The following is a 19,400-nucleotide window of genomic DNA, read 5'->3' as shown; positions in this document are numbered from 1 at the left end:
TGTACTTACTCCACAATCTTGCTCAGCATGCCTTTAAATATAAAATGGTGAAAAGGCAGCATGCTGTACCAATACAACCTGCCGGCAAGCCCTAACGGGCGAAAGGTTGCGGTTTGGGTCATGCAGTTGTTTTTATCCATCTTAAACTCAAGCCAGGCTTCGCCGGGAAGTTTCATTTCGGCATAAAGAAGCAGGCGTTTGTCTTCACGGCTGGATAATATTACCCGCCAAAAATCCAGGGCATCGCCCGGCGATACCTCTGCCGCGTTTTTGCGCCCGCGGCGCAGGCCTACCCCGCCAAACAACCTGTCCAAAAATCCACGGAAACGCCATAGCCAGTTGGCATAGTACCAGCCGTTACGGCCACCGATGGCGAACATGCGGTTCAAAGCCTTTTGCGGATCTTTTGCTTCCTGTATCTGGTTATCAGTAAAAACCCCGAACTTGGGTATTTCTATGTGCTTGCTCAAGCCTTTGGCAAATATGCGGTTATCGCCCGCGTCATTCCAGCTGGACAGCACCAGGTTTTGCTCAATCTTTTCGAACGCCATGTTAATGGCTTCTTTATAAGGGATAAGTTCGATATTCAGACGACTTGCCAGGTCGTTCTCTTTAGGAATAACATCTACTTTCATGCTATCGACCAGATTTTTAGCCAGCGTGTATGAAGTAGATGTAATAAAATACAACCAAAACGAGGACAACTTTGGGGTAAAAAACGGCACGGTTATGATCCTCCTTTTTAGCTTTCTCACTTCGGCAAACTGCATAAGCATTTGCTTATAGGTAAGCCTGTCGGGGCCGTAAATATCATAGTGCTCATTGTAAGTATCCTCTTTATTCAACACGCCCGATAAAAACTGGATTACGTTGCGTATCGCGATAGGCTGGCACCTGGTCTCTATCCATTTTGGTGCGATCATCAAAGGCAATTTTTCTACCAGGTCGCGAATGATCTCGAAAGATGCACTGCCCGAGCCGACAATAATGCCTGCCCTTAACGCGGTAACTGGCACCTTGCTCTTACGCAACTCTTCTTCAACCGCTTTGCGGCTGGCCAGATGCTTACTCAACTTATCTTTATTAACAATACCGCCCAGGTAAATGATCTGCCGCACATTGGTCGAATCTATAAAATTTACGAAGTTCTGCGCTGTTTTTTGCTCTTCCTCGCTGAAATCGCCGCTTGCAGCATCCATGGAATGCACCAGGTAGTAAGCCGCGTCTATGTTTTTAGGCAGATCTTTCAATGAAGACGGATCAGAAAGGTTACCTTCTGCAACCTCTACCTGTTCTGGTTTGTATTTTTTGACGTCGAGACGGTCCTTATCGCGCACAAGACAAACTACCGTGTGCCCGTCTTCCAATAGTACCGGCAATAACCTACGGCCTATGTAGCCGGTGGCGCCTGTAAGCAGTATCTTCATAACTGATTAACAGCGGGATGCAATAAATGTTAACACGTGGCAGATTATTGATTTTTATGTGTAGTGACCGGCTATCTTAGCGGTACACATTTATTATGCTACCAAACTATCAGATAAAGCTTCGCTGGTCAGACCTCGACCCTAATTTCCATTTACGGCATAGCCGTTATTATGATCTGGCATCGCAATGCCGGTTAGAGGTACTGGCTAACTACGGACTGACCGTGAAGGTAATGGAAGATCAGCATTTTGCACCGGTGCTGCTCCGCGAAGAATGCGTTTTTATGCGTGAGATAAAATTTACAGACACCGTCTATATCAAGCTGACGATTGTAAGCGTATCCGAAGATGGCTTGAAATGGACCATCCTGCATGAATTTATTGACGATAAGAATAAAACCAAGGCCAAACTCACTGTCGATATCACCTGGCTTAACGTACAAACCCGCCGGCTGGCTAAACCGGTACCGCAACCGGCTTTGGATATGTACCACGCCCTGATGGCGGATCAATAATTGTAGTACCAACAGGAATGGTAAGCTGATGGGGCATTTATCTACATAGGCATAGACATACCCATCTGCTGTATCTTCGACTTAAACGTTAGCTTATTCAATTTTATCACCTTAAAATTTGATTCGCCTTCTACCAGATGTAAATATTGATTCGGCTTGATGTTTTTAAAATGTTGCGAGGTGTTGCTGCCCGCCCAGGTAATGTCGATCTCATCTATGATCTTAGCCGTGCCGATGCCAATTTCTTGCCGCAACGGCGACGAACCGAAGCTGCCACCGGAGTTTACGTCTTTATAAACAGAACGCTTTTTACCGTTTTCTGTAAACGTTACTTTAATGTGGCTCCCAATTGCTGCCTTATTTGCCTTTTTCCCTTCTAGCTTCAGACTAATCCAGTTATTATTATTTTGGCCGGGATTTACATACAATGAGCTGGTATAAGAGTCGCCTTTATAAGCACCGCCCATTTCAATAAAAATATCCTGCAGGCCTGTATTACGTAGATCTGCAAACGCGACAGCGTGGCCTTTTTGCAGGTTACCGATGCGCGATGATGTGGTTACATCTGCAAATTTTTTTCCATCTATGTTCATGAACAATTTATTTGGCACAAGTGATTTGAAGCTGGGGTTACCGGTTCCGAAATACATATCCGGCCACCCGTCGTTATTGATGTCACCAAAATTGGTACCCATTGCAAATACCACTTTATCAAGGCCGGCGCTTTTTGTAACGTCTGTAAATGTGCCGTCGCCATTATTCTTAAAAAGATTTTCATAACCAGCGCCAGGTACCTGATCTCCACTTGCCTCTGCCCCGGCAAAATATCCAAGGTTTTTTTCGTTATTGAAGTCCCCGGCAATGATATCGGGCCAACCGTCATTATTGTAATCAAAGAAAAAAGTGCTGAAGGTTTTAGACACGGTATTATTTATACCTGCTTTAACAGTTACGTCTTCAAAATCTACCAGTTCACCTTTCTTTCTTTTATTTTTAAGTAAGCGTTTACCATCAAGGCACGATAAAAAAATATCGGGCCAGCCATCTTTATTAAAATCAGCAGACACCGCACCTTTCACATACATCAACATATCGCAATGCGCCTGCGCCGCCTTATTAGTGAAAGTCCCATCATGGTTATTTATAAAAAGCGCACACGGGTGGGGGCCGCCCTCGTCTAACCATCCCAAATTTTCGTAACCCACAAAAAGATCAAGCCACCCATCGTTATTAAAATCGGCCCAGGCACACGTTTGCGTAGGATGAAACGCAAGCAACCCGCTCTCAATGGTGACATCGGTGAAGGTGCCGTCACCGTTATTTCTTAGTAAAGAACTTGGTTGGTTCCCATACCCCTGGCCGCGCCATGCGCCACGCATTACGTAGATATCAATGTTGCCGTCGTTATTATAATCTGTTTGGGTAATATTTAGTCCACCGGTGATACCTGTAAGCCCGCTATTCTTAGTAACATCTGTAAACGTCCCGTTTTTATTACTTCGGAAATAATGCATTGGGTCGCTCAATCCCCAGCCCGAAGTAATAATGTCCAGGTAGCCGTCATTATTAAAATCATCAACTATAACACCACCAGACATGCCGTTAATATCAAGGCCAAGGTCTGCAGCCATATCCTTATATGGCTTTACTTTATAAGCGCCATCGTTGTTCAGGCCTTTTAACAGAAATTGAGCGGGTACGTCTTGCGGATAACCACCCAGCGTCATGTATGCAATATTCAGCAGCCACTTTGACTCATAGTCCTTAGGGTTATCTGTGAGCAGTTTCTTGTAAATTTCTATTGCCTTGCGCGATCCGGTTTGGATTTTATGCAGCCCGCCGTCTTTGATCGGGAAAATACAGGACGAACCATTGTGGTTTTGCATACAATTGGTACGTTCGCCTAATCGCATGTATGCAATTGCCATATCAGAAAGTGCCTGCGTTTTGTACATAGGCGGCACCTTATTTATTACACTTTCATAAATGTTTACGGCGTCTTGTTCACGGCCCGCTTTTAGCAATAATTGGCCCTTTGTAAGCTTTAATTGAACGTTATCCTTATTTTTTGCTAACATTAACAGCGAGTCTGTTTGCTTTAGCAAACTCTCATAATTAAAAGGATTTTTGGGATTAGCATCTAACGCAGCCTGGTGCTTCAAGATCGCGATCATTTGCTCATGCGATGATTTTTTACAGCTGAACAAAATGCCCAAAACAGCTATGCCTGCCAGGATAAAAAATTTATTACAAATGCCTTTCACGAGCGATTGCATGGGGTTGTACAATCCGCTAAAAATAACGGCACGGCGAACGATATTAAAACAATTGAGGTAACAATTTCATAGATGAAATTTTGAATTATAAAAAGTTATATTGAAGAGAAGGCATAAAAAAACCCCTTAGTGATAACTAAGAGGTTTGCGGTTGCTGTGGTACCAACTGGGATCGAACCAGTGACACAAGGATTTTCAGTCCTTTGCTCTACCATCTGAGCTATGGTACCGCCCTTTTGGGGACTGCAAATGTAGCGTCTTTTTTTGTTTATCTCAATTTTTTTTGAATTTTCATCAAATCACAAATCAACGCGTATCTGTTAGTGTTGGCAAATTGGGGCTAATAGTTAACTTAGCACATTGTAAACCTTTTGATGATAGGCCAGATCCTGTTTTTATTAATCCTTGCTGCTGCCGTTGCGTTTTTTACGCGTAATGCCGGTAAGATACGTCGTAACATTAAATTGGGCCGGCCGCTTGACCGAAGCGACAACCCTGCCGAGCGATGGAAAACAATGGCGCGTGTAGCCCTTGGACAAAGCAAAATGGTTAAGCGCCCTTTTGCGGCTTTACTGCATGTATTTGTTTACGTGGGCTTTGTGATCATCAATATAGAGGTGCTTGAAATATTGATCGATGGTGTATTTGGTTCGCACAGGGTTTTTTCTCAACCATTAGGCAGTTTATATGGCTTGCTTATTGGCGGTTTTGAGGTGCTGGCATTATTGGTGCTGATATCATGCCTAATTTTCCTGGCAAGGAGAAACATTGTAAGATTAAAACGTTTTACAGGCATTGAAATGACGGCCTGGCCAAAAGGCGATGCCAACTATATTCTCATAACAGAAGTATTGCTCATGGCCGCGTTCCTGACCATGAATGCCGCCGACCACAAGCTTCAGCTATTGCATTTCGGCCATTATTTACAGGCGGGCAGTTTCCCGGTAAGTGACCTGCTGTCGCCTTTGTTGCCTGCCGATACTAAAGCTTTGGTGATTATAGAGCGCGGCTGCTGGTGGTTCCATATTATCGGTATCCTGGTATTTTTAAATTACCTGCCCTACTCTAAGCATTTTCACATCCTGCTGGCATTCCCAAACACGTACTACTCAAAACTGACACCTAAGGGCCAATTCAATAATATGGCATCGGTAACAGGCGAGGTAAAAGCAATGCTTGACCCATCATTCGTTCCGGAAACCGCAGAGGCATCGCGTTTCGGCGCAAAAGATGTTACCGACCTTACTTGGAAAAACCTGATGGATGCCTATACCTGCACCGAGTGTGGCAGGTGCACCAGTGTATGCCCTGCAAATATTACGGGCAAACTACTTTCGCCGCGAAAGATCATGATGGACACCCGCGACCGTGTTACCGAAATTGGAAATAACATTGACAAGCATGGCAAAGACCATCAGGACGGGAAAACATTATTGCATGATTATATCACTGCCGAGGAATTATGGGCCTGCACAACCTGCAATGCATGCACAGAGGCTTGCCCCGTGAATATAGACCCGCTAAACATTATCGTAGAGATGCGCCGTTATCTGGTAATGGAAGAGTCACAAGCGCCAACAGGTCTCAATAACATGTTCGGCAACATTGAAAATAACGGCGCGCCATGGAAATACGCTGCCGCGGATAGGTTTAACTGGAAACCCCTTTAATTCCCCTAAAGGGGAGGTCATAAAATGGATAATATTATAAAATCCGAAATTGCGAACAGCCCCCTCTCCTTTGGAGAGGGAAGGGGTAAGGCCCTAACTGTTCCCACCATGGCCGAAATGGTCGCGGAAGGCAAAACGCCTGAAATTTTGTTTTGGGTGGGTTGCGCAGGCTGTTTCGATGAGCGTGCGCAAAGTATTACGCGCAGCATCTGTAAAATATTGCAGCATGTAGGCATCAGCTACGCGGTGTTGGGTACAGAAGAAAGTTGTACCGGCGACCCGGCCAAACGCGCCGGTAATGAGTTCTTGTTTCAGATGCAGGCCATCACCAACATCGAGATACTAAATGCTTACGAGATCAAGAAAATAGTAACGGGCTGCCCGCACTGTTTCAATACCATCAAAAATGAATATCCGCAATTGGGCGGAAGCTATGAGGTGATCCACCATACGCAGCTGATACAGCAGTTGATAGACGAAGGCAAACTTAAAACCGAAGGCGGCGAAAGCTTTAAAGGCAAGCGCATTACCTATCACGATGCTTGTTACCTGGGTCGCGGCAACAACGTTTATGAAGCACCCCGCAGCGCATTAGAAATTCTGGATGCCGAACTTATTGAAATGAAGCGCTGCCGCAGCAACGGCTTGTGCTGCGGCGCAGGTGGAGCGCAGATGTTTAAAGAACCCGAACGCGGCAACAAAGACGTAAACATTGAGCGTATGGAAGACGTGCTGCAAGCTAAGGCAGATATAGTAGCCTCTGCCTGCCCATTTTGCATGACCATGTTGCGCGATGGTGTGAAAAACAAAGAGAAGGAACAAGAAATACAGGTACTGGATATCGCTGAGATAACTGCGCAGGCAAACGGTTTGTAGCTATCTCCTCTCCTTAAAATAGATCAACGCCTTTCTTAAGCTATCTAACCTATCGGGATCCATATTTTTTACAGGAATGCTGAGCGTAGTTGCCATTGAATCTACGTTACCTTTAGGATCGTCGTAGGTTTGAACGATGATGTCGTCTGCATTTGCCTTTAATTTTAAGACACCCTCATTTACGTTACCAAGGTAGTCCATATCCTTAAAGCGGTGCAGCTGAAAAGAATAGTACTCCTGCTTCCCATTAGTGTAGGTTTTACGGAAACGAACAAAAGCGTCACTAGTAAGCGTTAGCTCCCACTTCTTTAACTTTACTTCGGCGGCGGGGTCATAAGCGTAAGTCAGACATTTATTGCCCCAGGTGATCCACTTCTGCTCATCGGGGGTTACAATAAATGATGCAAACGATACTCCAACGCCCAAAATGAAAATGGTGTAGAACAGGTAGTTGTATCTGCGTAAAACTTGCTTCAGCATGGTCATGGACACGATAAGTCCAAATTAATAATTTGATAACTTTGCGATATGGAATTTTCTCAACAATCCAGGGTTTGGGTCTACCAGGCAAACCGCGAATTTACCGTTACCGAAACGAATGAAATTCAGCAGTATCTTAACCAGTTTACTGCAGGCTGGGCCGCGCATGGCAATCAACTTGCCGCGGGTGCAGAAATACGCTACAATAGGTTTATTTTGCTTTTTGTTGATGAAACACAGGCTGGCGCAAGCGGCTGTTCCATAGATAAGTCGGTTAACTTTATAAAGCAATTGGGAGAGCGCTACCAGATCGACTTTTTCGACCGGTTTAATCTGGCGTATCGCGATGTGGATAAAATCAAGTCGGCGTCGCGTGATGAGTTTGAACAGATGGTAAAAGATGGTACTATTACGCCGGATACCATTGTCTTTAACAACACCATCCAAAACGTTGACGAGCTTCGTACGAAATGGGAAGTGCCTTTCAAAGAAAGCTGGCATGCCCGTCTATTTGGCAACCTAATCCCGGCTTAATCATGTTCATTATCAGCATTACCTACGTTAAACCGCTCGAAGAGGTAGACAAGCATATGGATGCGCATTGGGCATTTTTGGAGAAGTATTATGAAGCAGATGTGTTTCTAATATGGGGACGCAAAGTCCCGCGCGTTGGCGGTATCATAATCGGTCAGGCTGATAGCCTGAAGATCATGCAGAAGATCGCGAATGAAGATCCGTTTGTTACAGAGGGCGTGGCCACTGTTGAAGTAACAGAATTTAATGTTTCTAAAGCCAAGCCTGGTATTAAAGAATTGCTTAGATAATATGTCTGGGCAGCATACTTACTCAATAAGCACTAATTGGACAGGTAACAAAGGCATCGGTACCAGCGGGTATCGCGATTACGATCGCAACTTTGCCATTTCCGCAGAGAATAAAGCCGTCATCAACGGCTCCTCGGATCCGGCGTTCTTGGGCGACCCGACCCGCTACAACCCGGAAGAAATGCTGCTGATGTCGCTCTCAAGCTGCCACATGTTGTGGTACTTGCATTTATGCTCTGCGGCCGGTGTTGTTGTAACCGATTACCAGGATAAGGCCACCGGTATTATGGAAGAAACTGCTAACGGCAGCGGGCACTTCACTTCAGTCTTACTAAAGCCGGTTGTTACAGTTGCAAATGAGTCGATGGTAGTTAAAGCGAATGAACTACACCACAAAGCCAATGAAATGTGCTTTATTGCCCGGTCGGTAAACTTCCCGGTGAAGCATGAAGTGAAATGTATGGTTAGGATTTAATAAAACAGCCTATAAAATCTATAAGTTCTTTTGTCTTAGCAACAAAAGAACCAAAAGTGCCAAGTCAGCGCAAGGCTTCTTTTGCCGCACAAGGCCTTTGCCCTGCAAAATATTTTTGCAGGCCCTCATCACACAAGCCCTCAGTAGCGCAAAATATTTATCACCGAAGCTGCGCGCTGACTTTTAAAAGATGGAGAATTGTTGGCACTGGCTTTACAGCACCGAATAATGCGGCCTCAGTCTGTGCGGCGATCACAGGCCCTGAAAACTGCAAACCCATTGTAGCACAGGGTGCAGCCGCGAGTTCTTTTGGTTACTTTTCTTGACGGTCAAGAAAAGTAACATTAAAAAAACTATTCAGCAAATGAAGAACATCACAGCGCAATATAAGTGCAATACTAATCTTAAAAATCCAATGGCCCCAATCTTCTCATATTCTTCCTGATCAGATATTGTCGGTGCCGCACATAAGTACTGGGATTAGTGGGCGACCATTTCAGCGGGTCAGGAAATATTGACGCGATAGCCGAAGCCTTGTACTTATCTAACTGGGCAGCGTGCACATGAAAGTAAGCTTGTGATGCTGCCTCCACACCATATATACCGTCGCCCATTTCAATAACGTTGAGGTATACTTCCATAGTGCGCCGCTTGCTCCAGAATACCTCTATCAGCATAGTAAAGTAAGCCTCAAACGCTTTACGCACGTAAGACCGGCCCGGCCATAAAAAAACGTTTTTAGCGGTCTGTTGGGTAATGGTACTGCCGCCAATTAATTTATGGCTGTGCTTACTCATGTTGTTGTCAATTGCCCGCTCCATGGCTGCAAAGTCAAAACCGTAGTGATCCAGAAATTTCTGGTCTTCGGCGGCAACGGCTGCACGCTTCATCGGGTCGGCAATGCTATCAAAGGCTACCCACTTCTTGTCAATTTTCCAGTCTTTACCATCGGCCTTGCGCTCAAAACCGCGGGTGATCATTAACCAGGTAACCGGCGGATTTATCCAGCGTGTAAGCACCACCCACAAAATGGTGATGCCGAAAAACAGCAGGAAAAACAGCTTTAGGAAATATAATACTAAACGGCCTATGCCTTTCATTGAGCCCCCTCTAAATCTCCCCGGAAGGGAAGACTTTGATTTATTGTGCTAAAATAAAAAAGGTGCTTAGCAAAATGCTAAACACCTATAATTTTATTTAAGCCCTGCCTCTCGGAAAGATCCCGATGACTATCGGGACGAGATTCGAAATGCTTGCTAATTACTCAGCAACTACCTCGAAAGGAACTTTAACCTTAACTTCTTTGTGCAGGTTTAAGTTAGCGGTGTATTCACCAACCATCTTAGGCTCCTGGTCAAAAGTAATACGGCGACGGTCAACGTCAAAGCCTTGTTTCTTCAAAGCATCAGCCACCTGGATGGTGTTGATCGCACCGAAGATCTTACCGCTCTCGCCTGCCTTAGCACCAATAGTTAATTTAACATTCTCCAGTTGAGTAGCCAACGCGTCGGCATCCTTGCGGATCTTGTCTTGTTTAAATTGTGCTTGTTTAAGGTTTTCTGCCAAAACTTTACGAGCAGATTCTGTTGCCAGAATAGCTACACCCTGAGGGATCAAAAAGTTACGGCCATAACCTGGTTTTACTTTAACGATATCGTCTTTTTCGCCCAGGTTTTTTACATCTTGTTTTAAAATAACGTCCATTTTGTAATCCTCCTGTTTATTTTAACGAATCTGTAACGTAAGGTAATAAACCAATATGGCGTGCACGCTTAACAGCTTGTGCCACCTTACGCTGAAATTTTAAAGACGTACCTGTTAAACGGCGTGGTAATACTTTACCTTGGTCGTTAACGAATTTTAATAAGAAGTTAGCGTCTTTGTAATCAATGTATTTAATGCCATTCTTTTTAAAACGGCAATATTTTTTACGGTTGTCCTCTACTTTAGGGGCGGTAACGTATTTAATTTGCTCTGCCATTAGTTTGCCTCCTCAGTTTTAGCCGGTTTTTTGTTGAATGCACCACTGCGTTTTTTGTCATTGTAAGCAATGGCATGCTTATCTAGCGCAATAGTTAAGAAACGCAAAACGCGCTCATCACGTCTGTATTCAACTTCAAGTTTGTTAATTAAATCACCCGGAGCCTTAAATTCAGTTAAGTGATAGTACCCTGTAGATTTTTTCTGGATAGGGTACGCTAGTTTTCTCAAACCCCAATTATCCTCCTGGACAATTTCGGCTCCGTTATCTTTTAAAAGTTTGCTGTATTTGGCTATTGCCTCTTTAGCTACTTCTTCTGATAACAACGGGGTAAGAACGATCACGGTTTCGTACTGTTGCATTGTGTTGCTATTGTTTTTAATTATTTACCCGCTCTAAACGGGGTTGCAAATGTAGGCATAAGTTTTTATTTCTCAAAGCGTTGCTTAGAAAGGTGAACGGTAAATGGCAGAACGGTGAACGGTTTGAAAGGTAAAGGGTAAATGGGTAACGGTAATATTCTATAATCATTAAGACGAGCTCATGTCATGTAACCCTTCTCAACACTTCGACAGACTAAGTGTGACATTCCCGGGAGGAAGAGTTCTAAAAAGCGGCTATTCCCCTCTCGAGAGGGGTTAGGGGTATGTTTATTATGGCGTTCCCTTCACTTCGCTCGGGTCGGGCCATCCGCTGTATCTGCTGCGCAGGATGCCGCTCCTGTCCCTAACGCAAATTCCCTTAAATAATTCCCTCTCCTTTGGAGAGCGTTGGGGAGAGGTCAAACCGCCATCTATTAATTTTGTATTTACTTTATACTTGCTACCCAAACTCCCTATGAAAGCCATCGTTCTGGAAAGTGCCGAAAACCCTATCGTTTATAAAGACGTAGAAACGCCAAACCTTACGCCGGGCGAAGCATTGGTCCAGGTTAAAGCTGCGGCGTTAAACCGCCGTGACTTCTGGATCACCATTGGCAAATATGCAGGAATAAAATACCCTTCTATTTTAGGGTCGGACGGTGCTGGTATCGTTACCGAAGTTGCCGACGAGAAAGACAAGAATTGGATAGGCAAAGAAGTGATCATCAATCCGGGTAATGACTGGGGCGACCACCCCGAATACCAATCCAAAGACTTTAAAATATTAGGTTTGCCGGATAACGGCACTTTTGCGCAGTATGTAAAAGTTAAGGTCGACAATCTGTATGACAAACCGGTCCACCTCAACTGGGAACAAACAGCCGCATTGCCCTTAGCCGGGCTGACGGTTTATCGCGCTTTATTCACCAAAGCCCGCGCTAAATCAGGCGACAGGGTTTTAATAGTCGGCGTGGGCGCAGGTACCGGCAGCGTCGCTTTGCAGTTAGCTGTTGCCGCGGGCTGTAAGGTTTTCGTCACATCTGGCAGTGGCGACAAAATAAAACAAGCCCGCAAACTAGGTGCGGCAGCAGGCGTGAACTATAAAGCGCAGGATTGGGCCGAAGAGTTGAAACATCTTGCGGGCGGTTTCGACGTGGTGATAGACAGCGCCCTTGGCGATGATTTTGAAAAAGTGATAGGCTTATGCAATCCGGGAGCGCGTATCGTTTTCTTCGGCGGTACGGCAGGAAACATACCGTCTATTAATGCCCGTCCGTTGTTCTGGAAGCAGATTCAACTGATCGGTACCACCATGGGTAACAAAGAGGATTTTGAAGGCCTACTGCAAATGGTAAACGACCATAAGATTATACCTGTTGTTGATGAGGTATTTGCGCTTAAAGATGCAGCGAAAGCTTTTGACAAAATGAAGGAGTTAAGCCAGTTTGGGAAATTGGTGTTGACTGTTTAAAATTGCGAACCAATATGTCATTGCGAACCAACGAAGTTGGTGTGGCAATCCGAGCATAAATTAATGTCCTTAAAGATTGCCGCGTCTCTGCGCTCCTCGCAATGACAAATAGGTGGTATCCCCGTTCGTTACATCTTCGGCATCCTACGCATCATATTCGCCATAGCAGCCGGGTTGCTCATTTGCTTCATCACTTTACGCATATCTTCAAACTGTTTTATCAGGCGGTTAACTTCTGTTAAGTCTGTACCCGATCCTTTTGATATACGTACGCGACGGCTTTGATTGATACTGTCAGGGTTTTCCTTTTCGAATGGCGTCATTGAATTAATGATAGCTTCAATTGCTTTGAACGCGTTATCGTCAACTTCAACATCTTTCATCATTTTACCTACGCCCGGTATCATACCCATCAGATCTTTCATGTTACCCATTTTTTTGATCTGCTGTATCTGACCGTAGAAATCGTTAAAGTCGAACTTGTTCTTACGGATCTTCTTCTGAAGCTCGGCTGCTTGTTTCTCGTCGAATTGCTGTTGGGCGCGCTCAACCAAAGAAACCACGTCGCCCATACCAAGGATACGCGAAGCCATACGGTCGGGGTGGAAAACGTCAAGCGCTTCCATCTTTTCGCCGGTACCAATAAACTTAATTGGTTTGTTAACGACAGATTTAATAGACAATGCAGCACCACCACGTGTATCGCCATCTAGTTTGGTTAACACCGCGCCGGTAAAGTCAAGGCGGTCGTTAAATACTTTTGCAGTGTTTACGGCATCCTGCCCTGTCATGGCATCAACCACAAATAATATCTCGTGCGGGTTAGTGGCAGCCTTAACGCGCTCTATCTCCTGCATCATGGCTTCGTCAACAGCTAAACGGCCGGCAGTATCAATGATCACTACGTTGTTACCATCTTGCTTCGCTTTAGCAATACCTTCGAGCGCAATGGCAACTGGGTCTTTAGATTCGCGGTTGGCGTAAACCGGCACGCCAATCTGGCCACCTAAAACTTCTAATTGATCTATCGCTGCAGGGCGGTAAATATCATCAGCAACCAGTAGCGGCTTCTTTTTTAACTGCGTTTTAAGATAATTAGCCAGTTTACCGGTAAAGGTGGTTTTACCTGCACCGTTAAGGCCGGCTATAAGTATAATGGTTGGTGATGATTTAAGCTCAAGTTCTGCCGTGCTGCCGCCCATCAGTTCGGTCAACTCATCGTTCATGATCTTGGTAAGCAACTGGCCCGGCGATATGGAGGTAAGTACGTTTTGGCCCAAAGCCTTTTGTTTGACGTCATCTGTAAAGGCCTTTGCGGTTTTATAGTTAACGTCGGCATCAAGCAATGCCTTGCGGATCTCTTTCATGGTCTCTGCCACGTTGATCTCGCTAATAGTACCCTGACCTTTTAATACCTTAAACGCCCTGTCGAGCTTATCCGAAAGATTTTCAAACATATCCTAGAACCCTAATTCACTAATTTTTGGCTTGCAAAGTTATCATTTTAAATCAACCTGTAACGCAGCCAGTGTCGGGGACGCCTCAGATGTTAAATTTTACGCACGCTGTAACTTTCTCATTCGCAAAAGCATCTTATGGACACATTGTCCATGAAGCTGAAAATATCTCTCACTTTTTTGCTGACACTTTTTATAGCAGCGGCTTTTGCCCAAACAGGCAATAGAAAGTATGCTGCCGTGAAAACTTCGCTTGTGCCTAAAATTGATGGTGTTTTAGACGATGAGGCTTGGAAAAATATTCCAATAGCTACCGACTTTGTACAGCTACAGCCTAGTGCCGGCGTTCACGAAGCGCATGACGAACGTACCGAGGTGAAGATCATGTACGATGATAAGGCTGTCTACGTTGCCGCGCGCATGTACGAGAAATCGATGTCGGCTGTAGCAGCCGAGTTATCCGCCCGCGACAGCATCGCCAATGCGGATATTTTCGGGATATTTTTGGATACCTATCTTGACCGCATCAACGCCAGCGGGTTTATTGTTTCTTCTTCGGGCGTGCAATTCGATGCCAAATATTCGCAGCAGGGAAATGAAGACCCATCATGGAACGCCGTTTGGTACAGCGCCACAAAAATAGACAGCCAGGGCTGGACCTGCGAAATGCGTATCCCCTACTCAGCTTTGCGTTTTTCTGAAAAAGATGTGCAAACCTGGGGCATGAACCTGATCCGCCGCAGGCGCTTTGCCAATCAACAGCAATTATTCTGGAACGACATCGACCCAAAAAAAAACGGCTTCATCAACCAGGAAGGCGAGATGACCAACATCCAGAAAATACACCCTCCTGTACGTCTCGGCTTTTACCCCTACGCTTCAGCTTTCGTAAATCATTATCCCTATAATACGGCAGGCATAAAAAACACCACCAGCTCTATCGGTGGTGGCATGGACATCAAATACGGCATCAACGCTGCCTTCACGCTCGACTTAACGCTCATCCCCGATTTTAGCCAGGTACAGTCTGACAACAGGATCTTGAACCTTACGCCCTTCGAAGTGAAGTATGCAGAGAACAGGCCCTTTTTTACTGAAGGCACAGAGTTGTTTAACAAGGGCAACCTATTTTACTCCCGAAGAATTGGCGGCCAGCCTATAGACTATAATACTGCTTATAACAACCTGGGCAAGAATGAGGCTGTGCTGAGTAACCCTTCGGAAACGAAATTGTATAATGCCATCAAATTTTCCGGGCGCACAGCTAAAGGTTTGGGTATCGGTGTGTTTAACGCCATTACGGGCACCACAAATGCTGTTGTACAAGACACGGTTACAGGCAACACACGCCTGGTGCAAACAAGTCCGTTGGCAAATTATAATATCATCGTACTTGATCAGAACCTGAAGAATAATTCGTCGGTTACGCTTATCAATACCAATGTTAACCGTTTTGGCAAGGATTATAATGCCGATGTAAGCGCGTTCCTGTTCAGCCTTAATAACAAAAAGAACTCATACAATTTTAGCGGTTTCGGCAAGATGAGCAACCTTTTTTATCCTGACCATACATCGACGGGATATGCTTATGAACTTGGCGCAGCGAAAACCTTAGGAAACTTCACCTGGACATTTAAGCAGGACCTTGTCGATAGCAAGTTTAGCCCTAATGATCTGGGCATCTTGTTTAACAACAATTTCCTGGACCACGACCTGCAGTTTATCTATAGCAATTACCATCCGAAAAAATATTTTACGAGCTGGTACATTTACACAGAGCTATATTATTCGCGCAGGTACTTGCCAACTGCCTACCAAAACTTCAACTACTTTAATGAGCTGGGGCTGACGTTCAAAAATCAATTGCAGGCCTATTTAGATTTGAGTATAAAAGCCGCGGGCAATGATTTTTATGAGCCCAGGGTAGCAAACTTGATGTTTATACAACCGGCAAGCCAGGGAACAGGCATCACGTTAAGGACCAACGCTGCTAAGAGATTATCCGGCGGCATGCAATATTTTTATCGTGCGTTTAATACGTACGGTGCGTACGGTTACGATGCGCGATTATACTATTCTTACAGGGTAAACAATCACTTCTCCTTTGGGCAGGATGTTACTTACAGTCCGCGGGTCAACAATACCGGTTTCGCTACGCTTGATTCTGAGGGCACAAATCCAATTTTTGCTTTGCGCAACGTACAAACTATCCAAAATATTTTTAAGGTGAAATACACCTTTACCAGCACCATGGGCATTACATTAAGGGCACGGCATTACTGGTCTAAACTGGATAACAAGCAATTTTTGAACCTGGCTTCAGATGGCAACCTTACCGAAATCGGCCTAGCCAAATTCAATCATAACGTAAACCAGAACTATAACATCTGGAATGTTGATATGCTGTACTCGTGGGTATTTTCGCCGGGCAGCGAACTAAGCATCTCTTACAAGAATTCGTCTTTGACAAATATCCTCAACCTCAGAAACAATTACTTTTCTAATTTAGGTGACACCTTCACCGCCCCATCAAACAATAACTTTTCCGTTAAGGTGCTTTATTATATAGACTACCAGGATCTGCGCAAAAGGAAACATTCCTGATCAGGGGAATTTATAGATCACGCCCAAAGCTAAACTCTCTGAAGCCTGTATCCGTTCTGATGTATTTTTATCGTAAAGCGCAGTTCCGTTTATTGTTACAGCGATCAGCTTGTTAACATTTGCTGTAAGCACCACATCCAGGCGATGGTCAATATTCTCGGGTAACCGGGCGTACGGGATGAACAAGGTATACCGGGTGTTAAGGTGCATATTGGTAGCAATGTTCTTGTCAAAAATAGCCACAGCCTGAAAAGCCAGTTCATTTAAAAAAGTCTTACCCGGCGTAACACCGTAATTAGCAGGCTGATTATGATAAATGGTAGTATCTAACACGAAAGTTTGCCTGGCAGTACCGGTGCCTAAACGCAGATCGAAAACCTTACTGGGTTTATATTCCACACCGACAGATTCTGTAAGATAGCCGGGAGCCATGAAACGCGAAATGAGGGCGGGAGGTGTTACGCCGTCATCAAAATAGGTAAAGCCTTTATCAAATTGCGATTCAAAGCTTACAGAACCGAAAAAGAACCACGTTTTTGACAGTTGCGATGAGAACTTGTTATCAAAAAATATCCTGTCGTTTGTTTTGCGGCTCTCACTGCCCGCGTTGCGCGCGCGGCCATAAAGCAATAGCAGTTCGCCGGTATAATCAAAAGACCCCTTTTGATACTCTGTTTTGTAGTCAAAGTTGCCGCTAAGTGCAAGGGAGTTTACACCGCCGGCAGCCCAATTGTCGCTAAAAGCCGCCTGGTTAAAGTTTAAGCCAAAAATTATCCATTTGCGCCAATAGGAAACTTTGTAGTCAAGCAGCGAAACAGGAATGAGGTTGGGTTCTACCTTGAAGGGCTTTACAGGTATTGGCAACCTGAACTTGCTAATATTGATACGGTACCTGTTGAGCAAGTTGGTGTCTATCTTGACCGTGTCGACACGCTTCAGGCTATCCACAACGCGCAAACTATCTGCCCGGCGAAGACTATCCGCAATCTGGGCGTTAGTTTTAATTGAGAAAAAACACAGAACAACAAAAAGTAAGGCAGTACTTTTTAACATTAAGGCAAAGAAACGCAAAAACAGGTTTTATTAAAAGTTAAATTCAAACTTCAGGGTTTTGGCGCAGGTTGTGGGGTTACTAATTTAGGCAGCGTGAACGCGCGCGGGTTACGCTGATACCTGCGGTAATTTATCTTGATAGCTTGTATATAGTCGTAATCGTTGGCGCTCATGGTTAAGTAATAACTCGGGCGGTATTTTTGCATAAAGTCGGTAAGGCGGGGCTCCTTTAAGCCGGTCACATTAGCCACCAGTGTTTTGGTAAACCGATAATCAACTAAATTGTCGTGGTAATCGCGCTCAATGATTGTTCGCAGATGGGCCGCGTTTCTGCCGCTGCGGCTCAAGGCATTCCAAATCGCGTCAATACCTATACCCGCTCCGCCATAAGGCGATACATTCAGATAATCGTGCGTATCCAGGGAGCCGTAAACCTTATTGTACTCCTTTTTGGTAGCAGCTAATCGCTGCTTGGGCGATGCCATGGTATCAAATATGTCTACCTGTTTCAGCATAATACTGTTAGGCTTCAGAAAAACCAATAAAGGGCCGTAGCTTTTTACCGTTACCGTATCGGTAACGTAGTTAGTTTTGAAAAATGCAAGTTTATCGCCGGGACGGGCAACAATATGAAATTCTGCTTTAAGACTGTTATAGACAGCTGTTTTTGTACGAAGATTTGTGATGTTCACCAGCGCGATACGACCCTTGGTGTCGGTATCATATATAATGCCATCTATCTGCTTATCCTGCGCAAGGGCCTTAAAAACACAGCACAGAACACAAAACAGAAGAACGTATTTTCTCACGGCACTAAGCTACTATAATGGGGTAAAACGTTATCAGCTTTTAACAATAATTAACAGGCTATGGCGCTACCACCAGCTTTTGACCGAGTTTGATATTGTTATCGGTCATGTTATTCAATGCTTTTAGCTGATCAATTGTAACACCAAAACGGCGGGAAATGTTGTATAGTGTATCTCCTGCTACAACTGTGTAAACTTTGTTGGCAGGCAATGGCGCATTGGCTGTAGCGATGGAATCTTTGGCAGCCTTGCCGATATTGTTGTTGATCTGGCTAAGCACACGGTCTTCGCGTCTTATCTTTTGGATCTCACCTTCCGGACGGTCGTACGCGTCGAGGTTGTATTTCTGGATAATGTTGGTGATCAGCTTTGGATAGTTTGGGTTGGTTGCATACCCGGCATCTTTTAAACCTTGCGCCCAGCCTATGTAGTCGTTTTTGTCTAGCTCGAACAAGTGCGCGTAACGCTTTCGTTGTAAAAATTCTGAATGATCGCGGAAAGAAGATTCGGGGTTTTTGTATACCCGGAAACAATCGTTATGCTGATCGTCATCTTTATAGTAGCCTTCTCCTTTCCAGTCGGTAGTGCATTTAATACCGAAATGGTTATTTGCATAACGGGCCAGGTCGCCATTACCATTACCCGATTCAAACAGGCCTTGTGCCAGTGTAATACTTGCGGGTATGCCATATTGGTTCATCTCCTGAATGGCGATGGTCTTAAAGCGGTCGATATACTGCAGGGCGGTATAAGTAATATAGCCGCCGCTTGGCTTTTCGGCTTGCTCACGGATGCGCTCATTATTCTTTTCGGCAAAGTTATCGGCCACAGGAGGCTCTGCCGATGGATAATTTGGCCTGTTGGTATGCACCAGTTTGCGGTGCGACGAGCAGGAGGTGAAGAGGAGAAAGAGACAAATAACTGCAACCCCCCAACCCCCTGAAGGGGAAGTATGTTTTATAGATAAATCCATTTATTGAAAATCACGCCCCGGCAAATTAAAAACAAAAAATGTCATCTCGAACATGGTGAGAGATCTTCTAAAGCAGCCTAAGCATTTTCAGAAGATTTCTCCTCATACTTCGTCAAAATGACATTGTGTTATAATAGCAAGCTATGT

The 19,400-nt window shown here is 44.7% G+C and carries 20 protein-coding genes and 1 tRNA gene; 8 read left to right on the top strand and 13 right to left on the bottom strand.

Annotated features, from left to right (window positions below; translation table 11 throughout):
* Positions 1-5: 5 nt before the first annotated feature.
* Entirely contained in the window at positions 6-1,427 is a 1,422-nt protein-coding gene (locus tag GO620_RS16010; protein WP_157524792.1) for an SDR family oxidoreductase, read from the bottom strand.
* Positions 1,428-1,522: 95 nt separating this feature from the next.
* Here GO620_RS16010 and GO620_RS16005 point away from each other — a divergent pair, with 95 nt between their 5' ends.
* Positions 1,523-1,942: an acyl-CoA thioesterase gene (locus GO620_RS16005; protein ID WP_157524790.1), complete on the top strand. Its 420-nt coding sequence runs from the start codon at positions 1,523-1,525 to the stop codon at positions 1,940-1,942.
* A 41-nt stretch (positions 1,943-1,983) separates the two neighbouring features.
* On the opposite strand, the gene GO620_RS16000 is transcribed toward GO620_RS16005, so the two are convergent.
* Positions 1,984-4,218, bottom strand: coding sequence for an FG-GAP-like repeat-containing protein (locus GO620_RS16000; RefSeq protein ID WP_157524788.1), 2,235 nt, complete (start codon positions 4,216-4,218; stop codon positions 1,984-1,986).
* A 157-nt stretch (positions 4,219-4,375) separates the two neighbouring features.
* Positions 4,376-4,448: transfer RNA gene (locus GO620_RS15995), tRNA-Phe, on the bottom strand.
* Positions 4,449-4,592: 144 nt separating this feature from the next.
* Between GO620_RS15995 and GO620_RS15990 the strand changes: the two genes are divergently transcribed.
* Positions 4,593-5,888, top strand: a complete 1,296-nt coding sequence (locus tag GO620_RS15990; protein WP_157524786.1) for a (Fe-S)-binding protein — start codon at positions 4,593-4,595, stop codon at positions 5,886-5,888.
* 108 nt (positions 5,889-5,996) lie between these two features.
* On the top strand, positions 5,997-6,764 hold the full coding sequence (locus GO620_RS15985; protein WP_244139497.1) for a (Fe-S)-binding protein: 768 nt from the start codon (positions 5,997-5,999) through the stop codon (positions 6,762-6,764).
* On the opposite strand, the gene GO620_RS15980 is transcribed toward GO620_RS15985, so the two are convergent.
* On the bottom strand, positions 6,765-7,244 hold the full coding sequence (locus tag GO620_RS15980) for a hypothetical protein (protein ID WP_157524782.1): 480 nt from the start codon (positions 7,242-7,244) through the stop codon (positions 6,765-6,767).
* A gap of 48 nt (positions 7,245-7,292) precedes the next feature.
* On the opposite strand from GO620_RS15980, the gene GO620_RS15975 reads away from it, so the two are divergent.
* Genes GO620_RS15975 through GO620_RS15965 form a run of 3 tightly spaced genes read left to right on the top strand, consistent with a single transcriptional unit; the run spans position 7,293 to position 8,543 of the window.
* Positions 7,293-7,778 carry an ABC transporter ATPase gene (locus GO620_RS15975; protein WP_157524780.1) on the top strand — a complete coding sequence of 162 codons (486 nt, stop codon included), beginning with the start codon at positions 7,293-7,295 and terminating at the stop codon, positions 7,776-7,778.
* Positions 7,779-7,780: 2 nt separating this feature from the next.
* Positions 7,781-8,068: a YciI family protein gene (locus GO620_RS15970; protein ID WP_157524778.1), complete on the top strand. Its 288-nt coding sequence runs from the start codon at positions 7,781-7,783 to the stop codon at positions 8,066-8,068.
* Position 8,069: 1 nt separating this feature from the next.
* Positions 8,070-8,543: an OsmC family protein gene (locus GO620_RS15965; protein WP_157524776.1), complete on the top strand. Its 474-nt coding sequence runs from the start codon at positions 8,070-8,072 to the stop codon at positions 8,541-8,543.
* A gap of 404 nt (positions 8,544-8,947) precedes the next feature.
* Here the strand turns inward: GO620_RS15965 and mtgA are convergent, their stop codons facing one another.
* The 5 genes from mtgA to GO620_RS15940 form a co-directional block, all read right to left on the bottom strand.
* Entirely contained in the window at positions 8,948-9,643 is a 696-nt protein-coding gene (gene mtgA, locus GO620_RS15960) for a monofunctional biosynthetic peptidoglycan transglycosylase (protein ID WP_157524774.1), read from the bottom strand.
* 160 nt (positions 9,644-9,803) lie between these two features.
* The gene (gene rplI, locus GO620_RS15955) at positions 9,804-10,247 is read right to left on the bottom strand and encodes a 50S ribosomal protein L9 (protein WP_157524772.1); all 444 of its coding nucleotides are present in this window, start codon (positions 10,245-10,247) and stop codon (positions 9,804-9,806) included.
* A gap of 16 nt (positions 10,248-10,263) precedes the next feature.
* Positions 10,264-10,524 carry a 30S ribosomal protein S18 gene (rpsR, locus tag GO620_RS15950; protein ID WP_157524770.1) on the bottom strand — a complete coding sequence of 87 codons (261 nt, stop codon included), beginning with the start codon at positions 10,522-10,524 and terminating at the stop codon, positions 10,264-10,266.
* Positions 10,524-10,886, bottom strand: coding sequence for a 30S ribosomal protein S6 (gene rpsF / locus GO620_RS15945; protein ID WP_157524768.1), 363 nt, complete (start codon positions 10,884-10,886; stop codon positions 10,524-10,526). Before rpsF ends, rpsR begins: the two co-directional genes overlap by 1 nt.
* A gap of 291 nt (positions 10,887-11,177) precedes the next feature.
* Complete coding sequence (locus tag GO620_RS15940; protein ID WP_157524767.1) at positions 11,178-11,372, bottom strand: hypothetical protein; 195 nt, start codon at positions 11,370-11,372, stop codon at positions 11,178-11,180.
* On the opposite strand from GO620_RS15940, the gene GO620_RS15935 reads away from it, so the two are divergent.
* Positions 11,362-12,357, top strand: a complete 996-nt coding sequence (locus GO620_RS15935; RefSeq protein ID WP_157524766.1) for a zinc-binding dehydrogenase — start codon at positions 11,362-11,364, stop codon at positions 12,355-12,357. The genes GO620_RS15940 and GO620_RS15935 overlap by 11 nt on opposite strands.
* 128 nt (positions 12,358-12,485) lie before the next feature.
* Here the strand turns inward: GO620_RS15935 and ffh are convergent, their stop codons facing one another.
* Positions 12,486-13,814, bottom strand: a complete 1,329-nt coding sequence (ffh, locus tag GO620_RS15930; RefSeq protein WP_157524765.1) for a signal recognition particle protein — start codon at positions 13,812-13,814, stop codon at positions 12,486-12,488.
* Between the two features lie 138 nt (positions 13,815-13,952).
* Here ffh and GO620_RS15925 point away from each other — a divergent pair, with 138 nt between their 5' ends.
* Entirely contained in the window at positions 13,953-16,418 is a 2,466-nt protein-coding gene (locus GO620_RS15925; RefSeq protein ID WP_244139428.1) for a DUF5916 domain-containing protein, read from the top strand.
* On the opposite strand, the gene GO620_RS15920 is transcribed toward GO620_RS15925, so the two are convergent.
* From GO620_RS15920 to GO620_RS15910, 3 genes are read right to left on the bottom strand one after another with little or no spacing between them, the layout of a single operon-like run.
* Positions 16,419-17,471, bottom strand: a complete 1,053-nt coding sequence (locus GO620_RS15920) for a DUF3078 domain-containing protein (protein ID WP_157524761.1) — start codon at positions 17,469-17,471, stop codon at positions 16,419-16,421.
* A gap of 50 nt (positions 17,472-17,521) precedes the next feature.
* On the bottom strand, positions 17,522-18,280 hold the full coding sequence (locus GO620_RS15915; RefSeq protein ID WP_157524759.1) for a hypothetical protein: 759 nt from the start codon (positions 18,278-18,280) through the stop codon (positions 17,522-17,524).
* 58 nt (positions 18,281-18,338) lie between these two features.
* On the bottom strand, positions 18,339-19,253 hold the full coding sequence (locus GO620_RS15910) for a glucosaminidase domain-containing protein (protein ID WP_244139427.1): 915 nt from the start codon (positions 19,251-19,253) through the stop codon (positions 18,339-18,341).
* Positions 19,254-19,400 lie beyond the last annotated feature (147 nt).

Source organism: Mucilaginibacter ginkgonis (genome assembly GCF_009754905.2).
GTDB classification, from domain to species: Bacteria; Bacteroidota; Bacteroidia; order Sphingobacteriales; family Sphingobacteriaceae; genus Mucilaginibacter; species Mucilaginibacter ginkgonis.
Note: the sequence above shows the minus strand (reverse complement) of the source record. Positions and strands in the feature narration are given on the sequence as shown.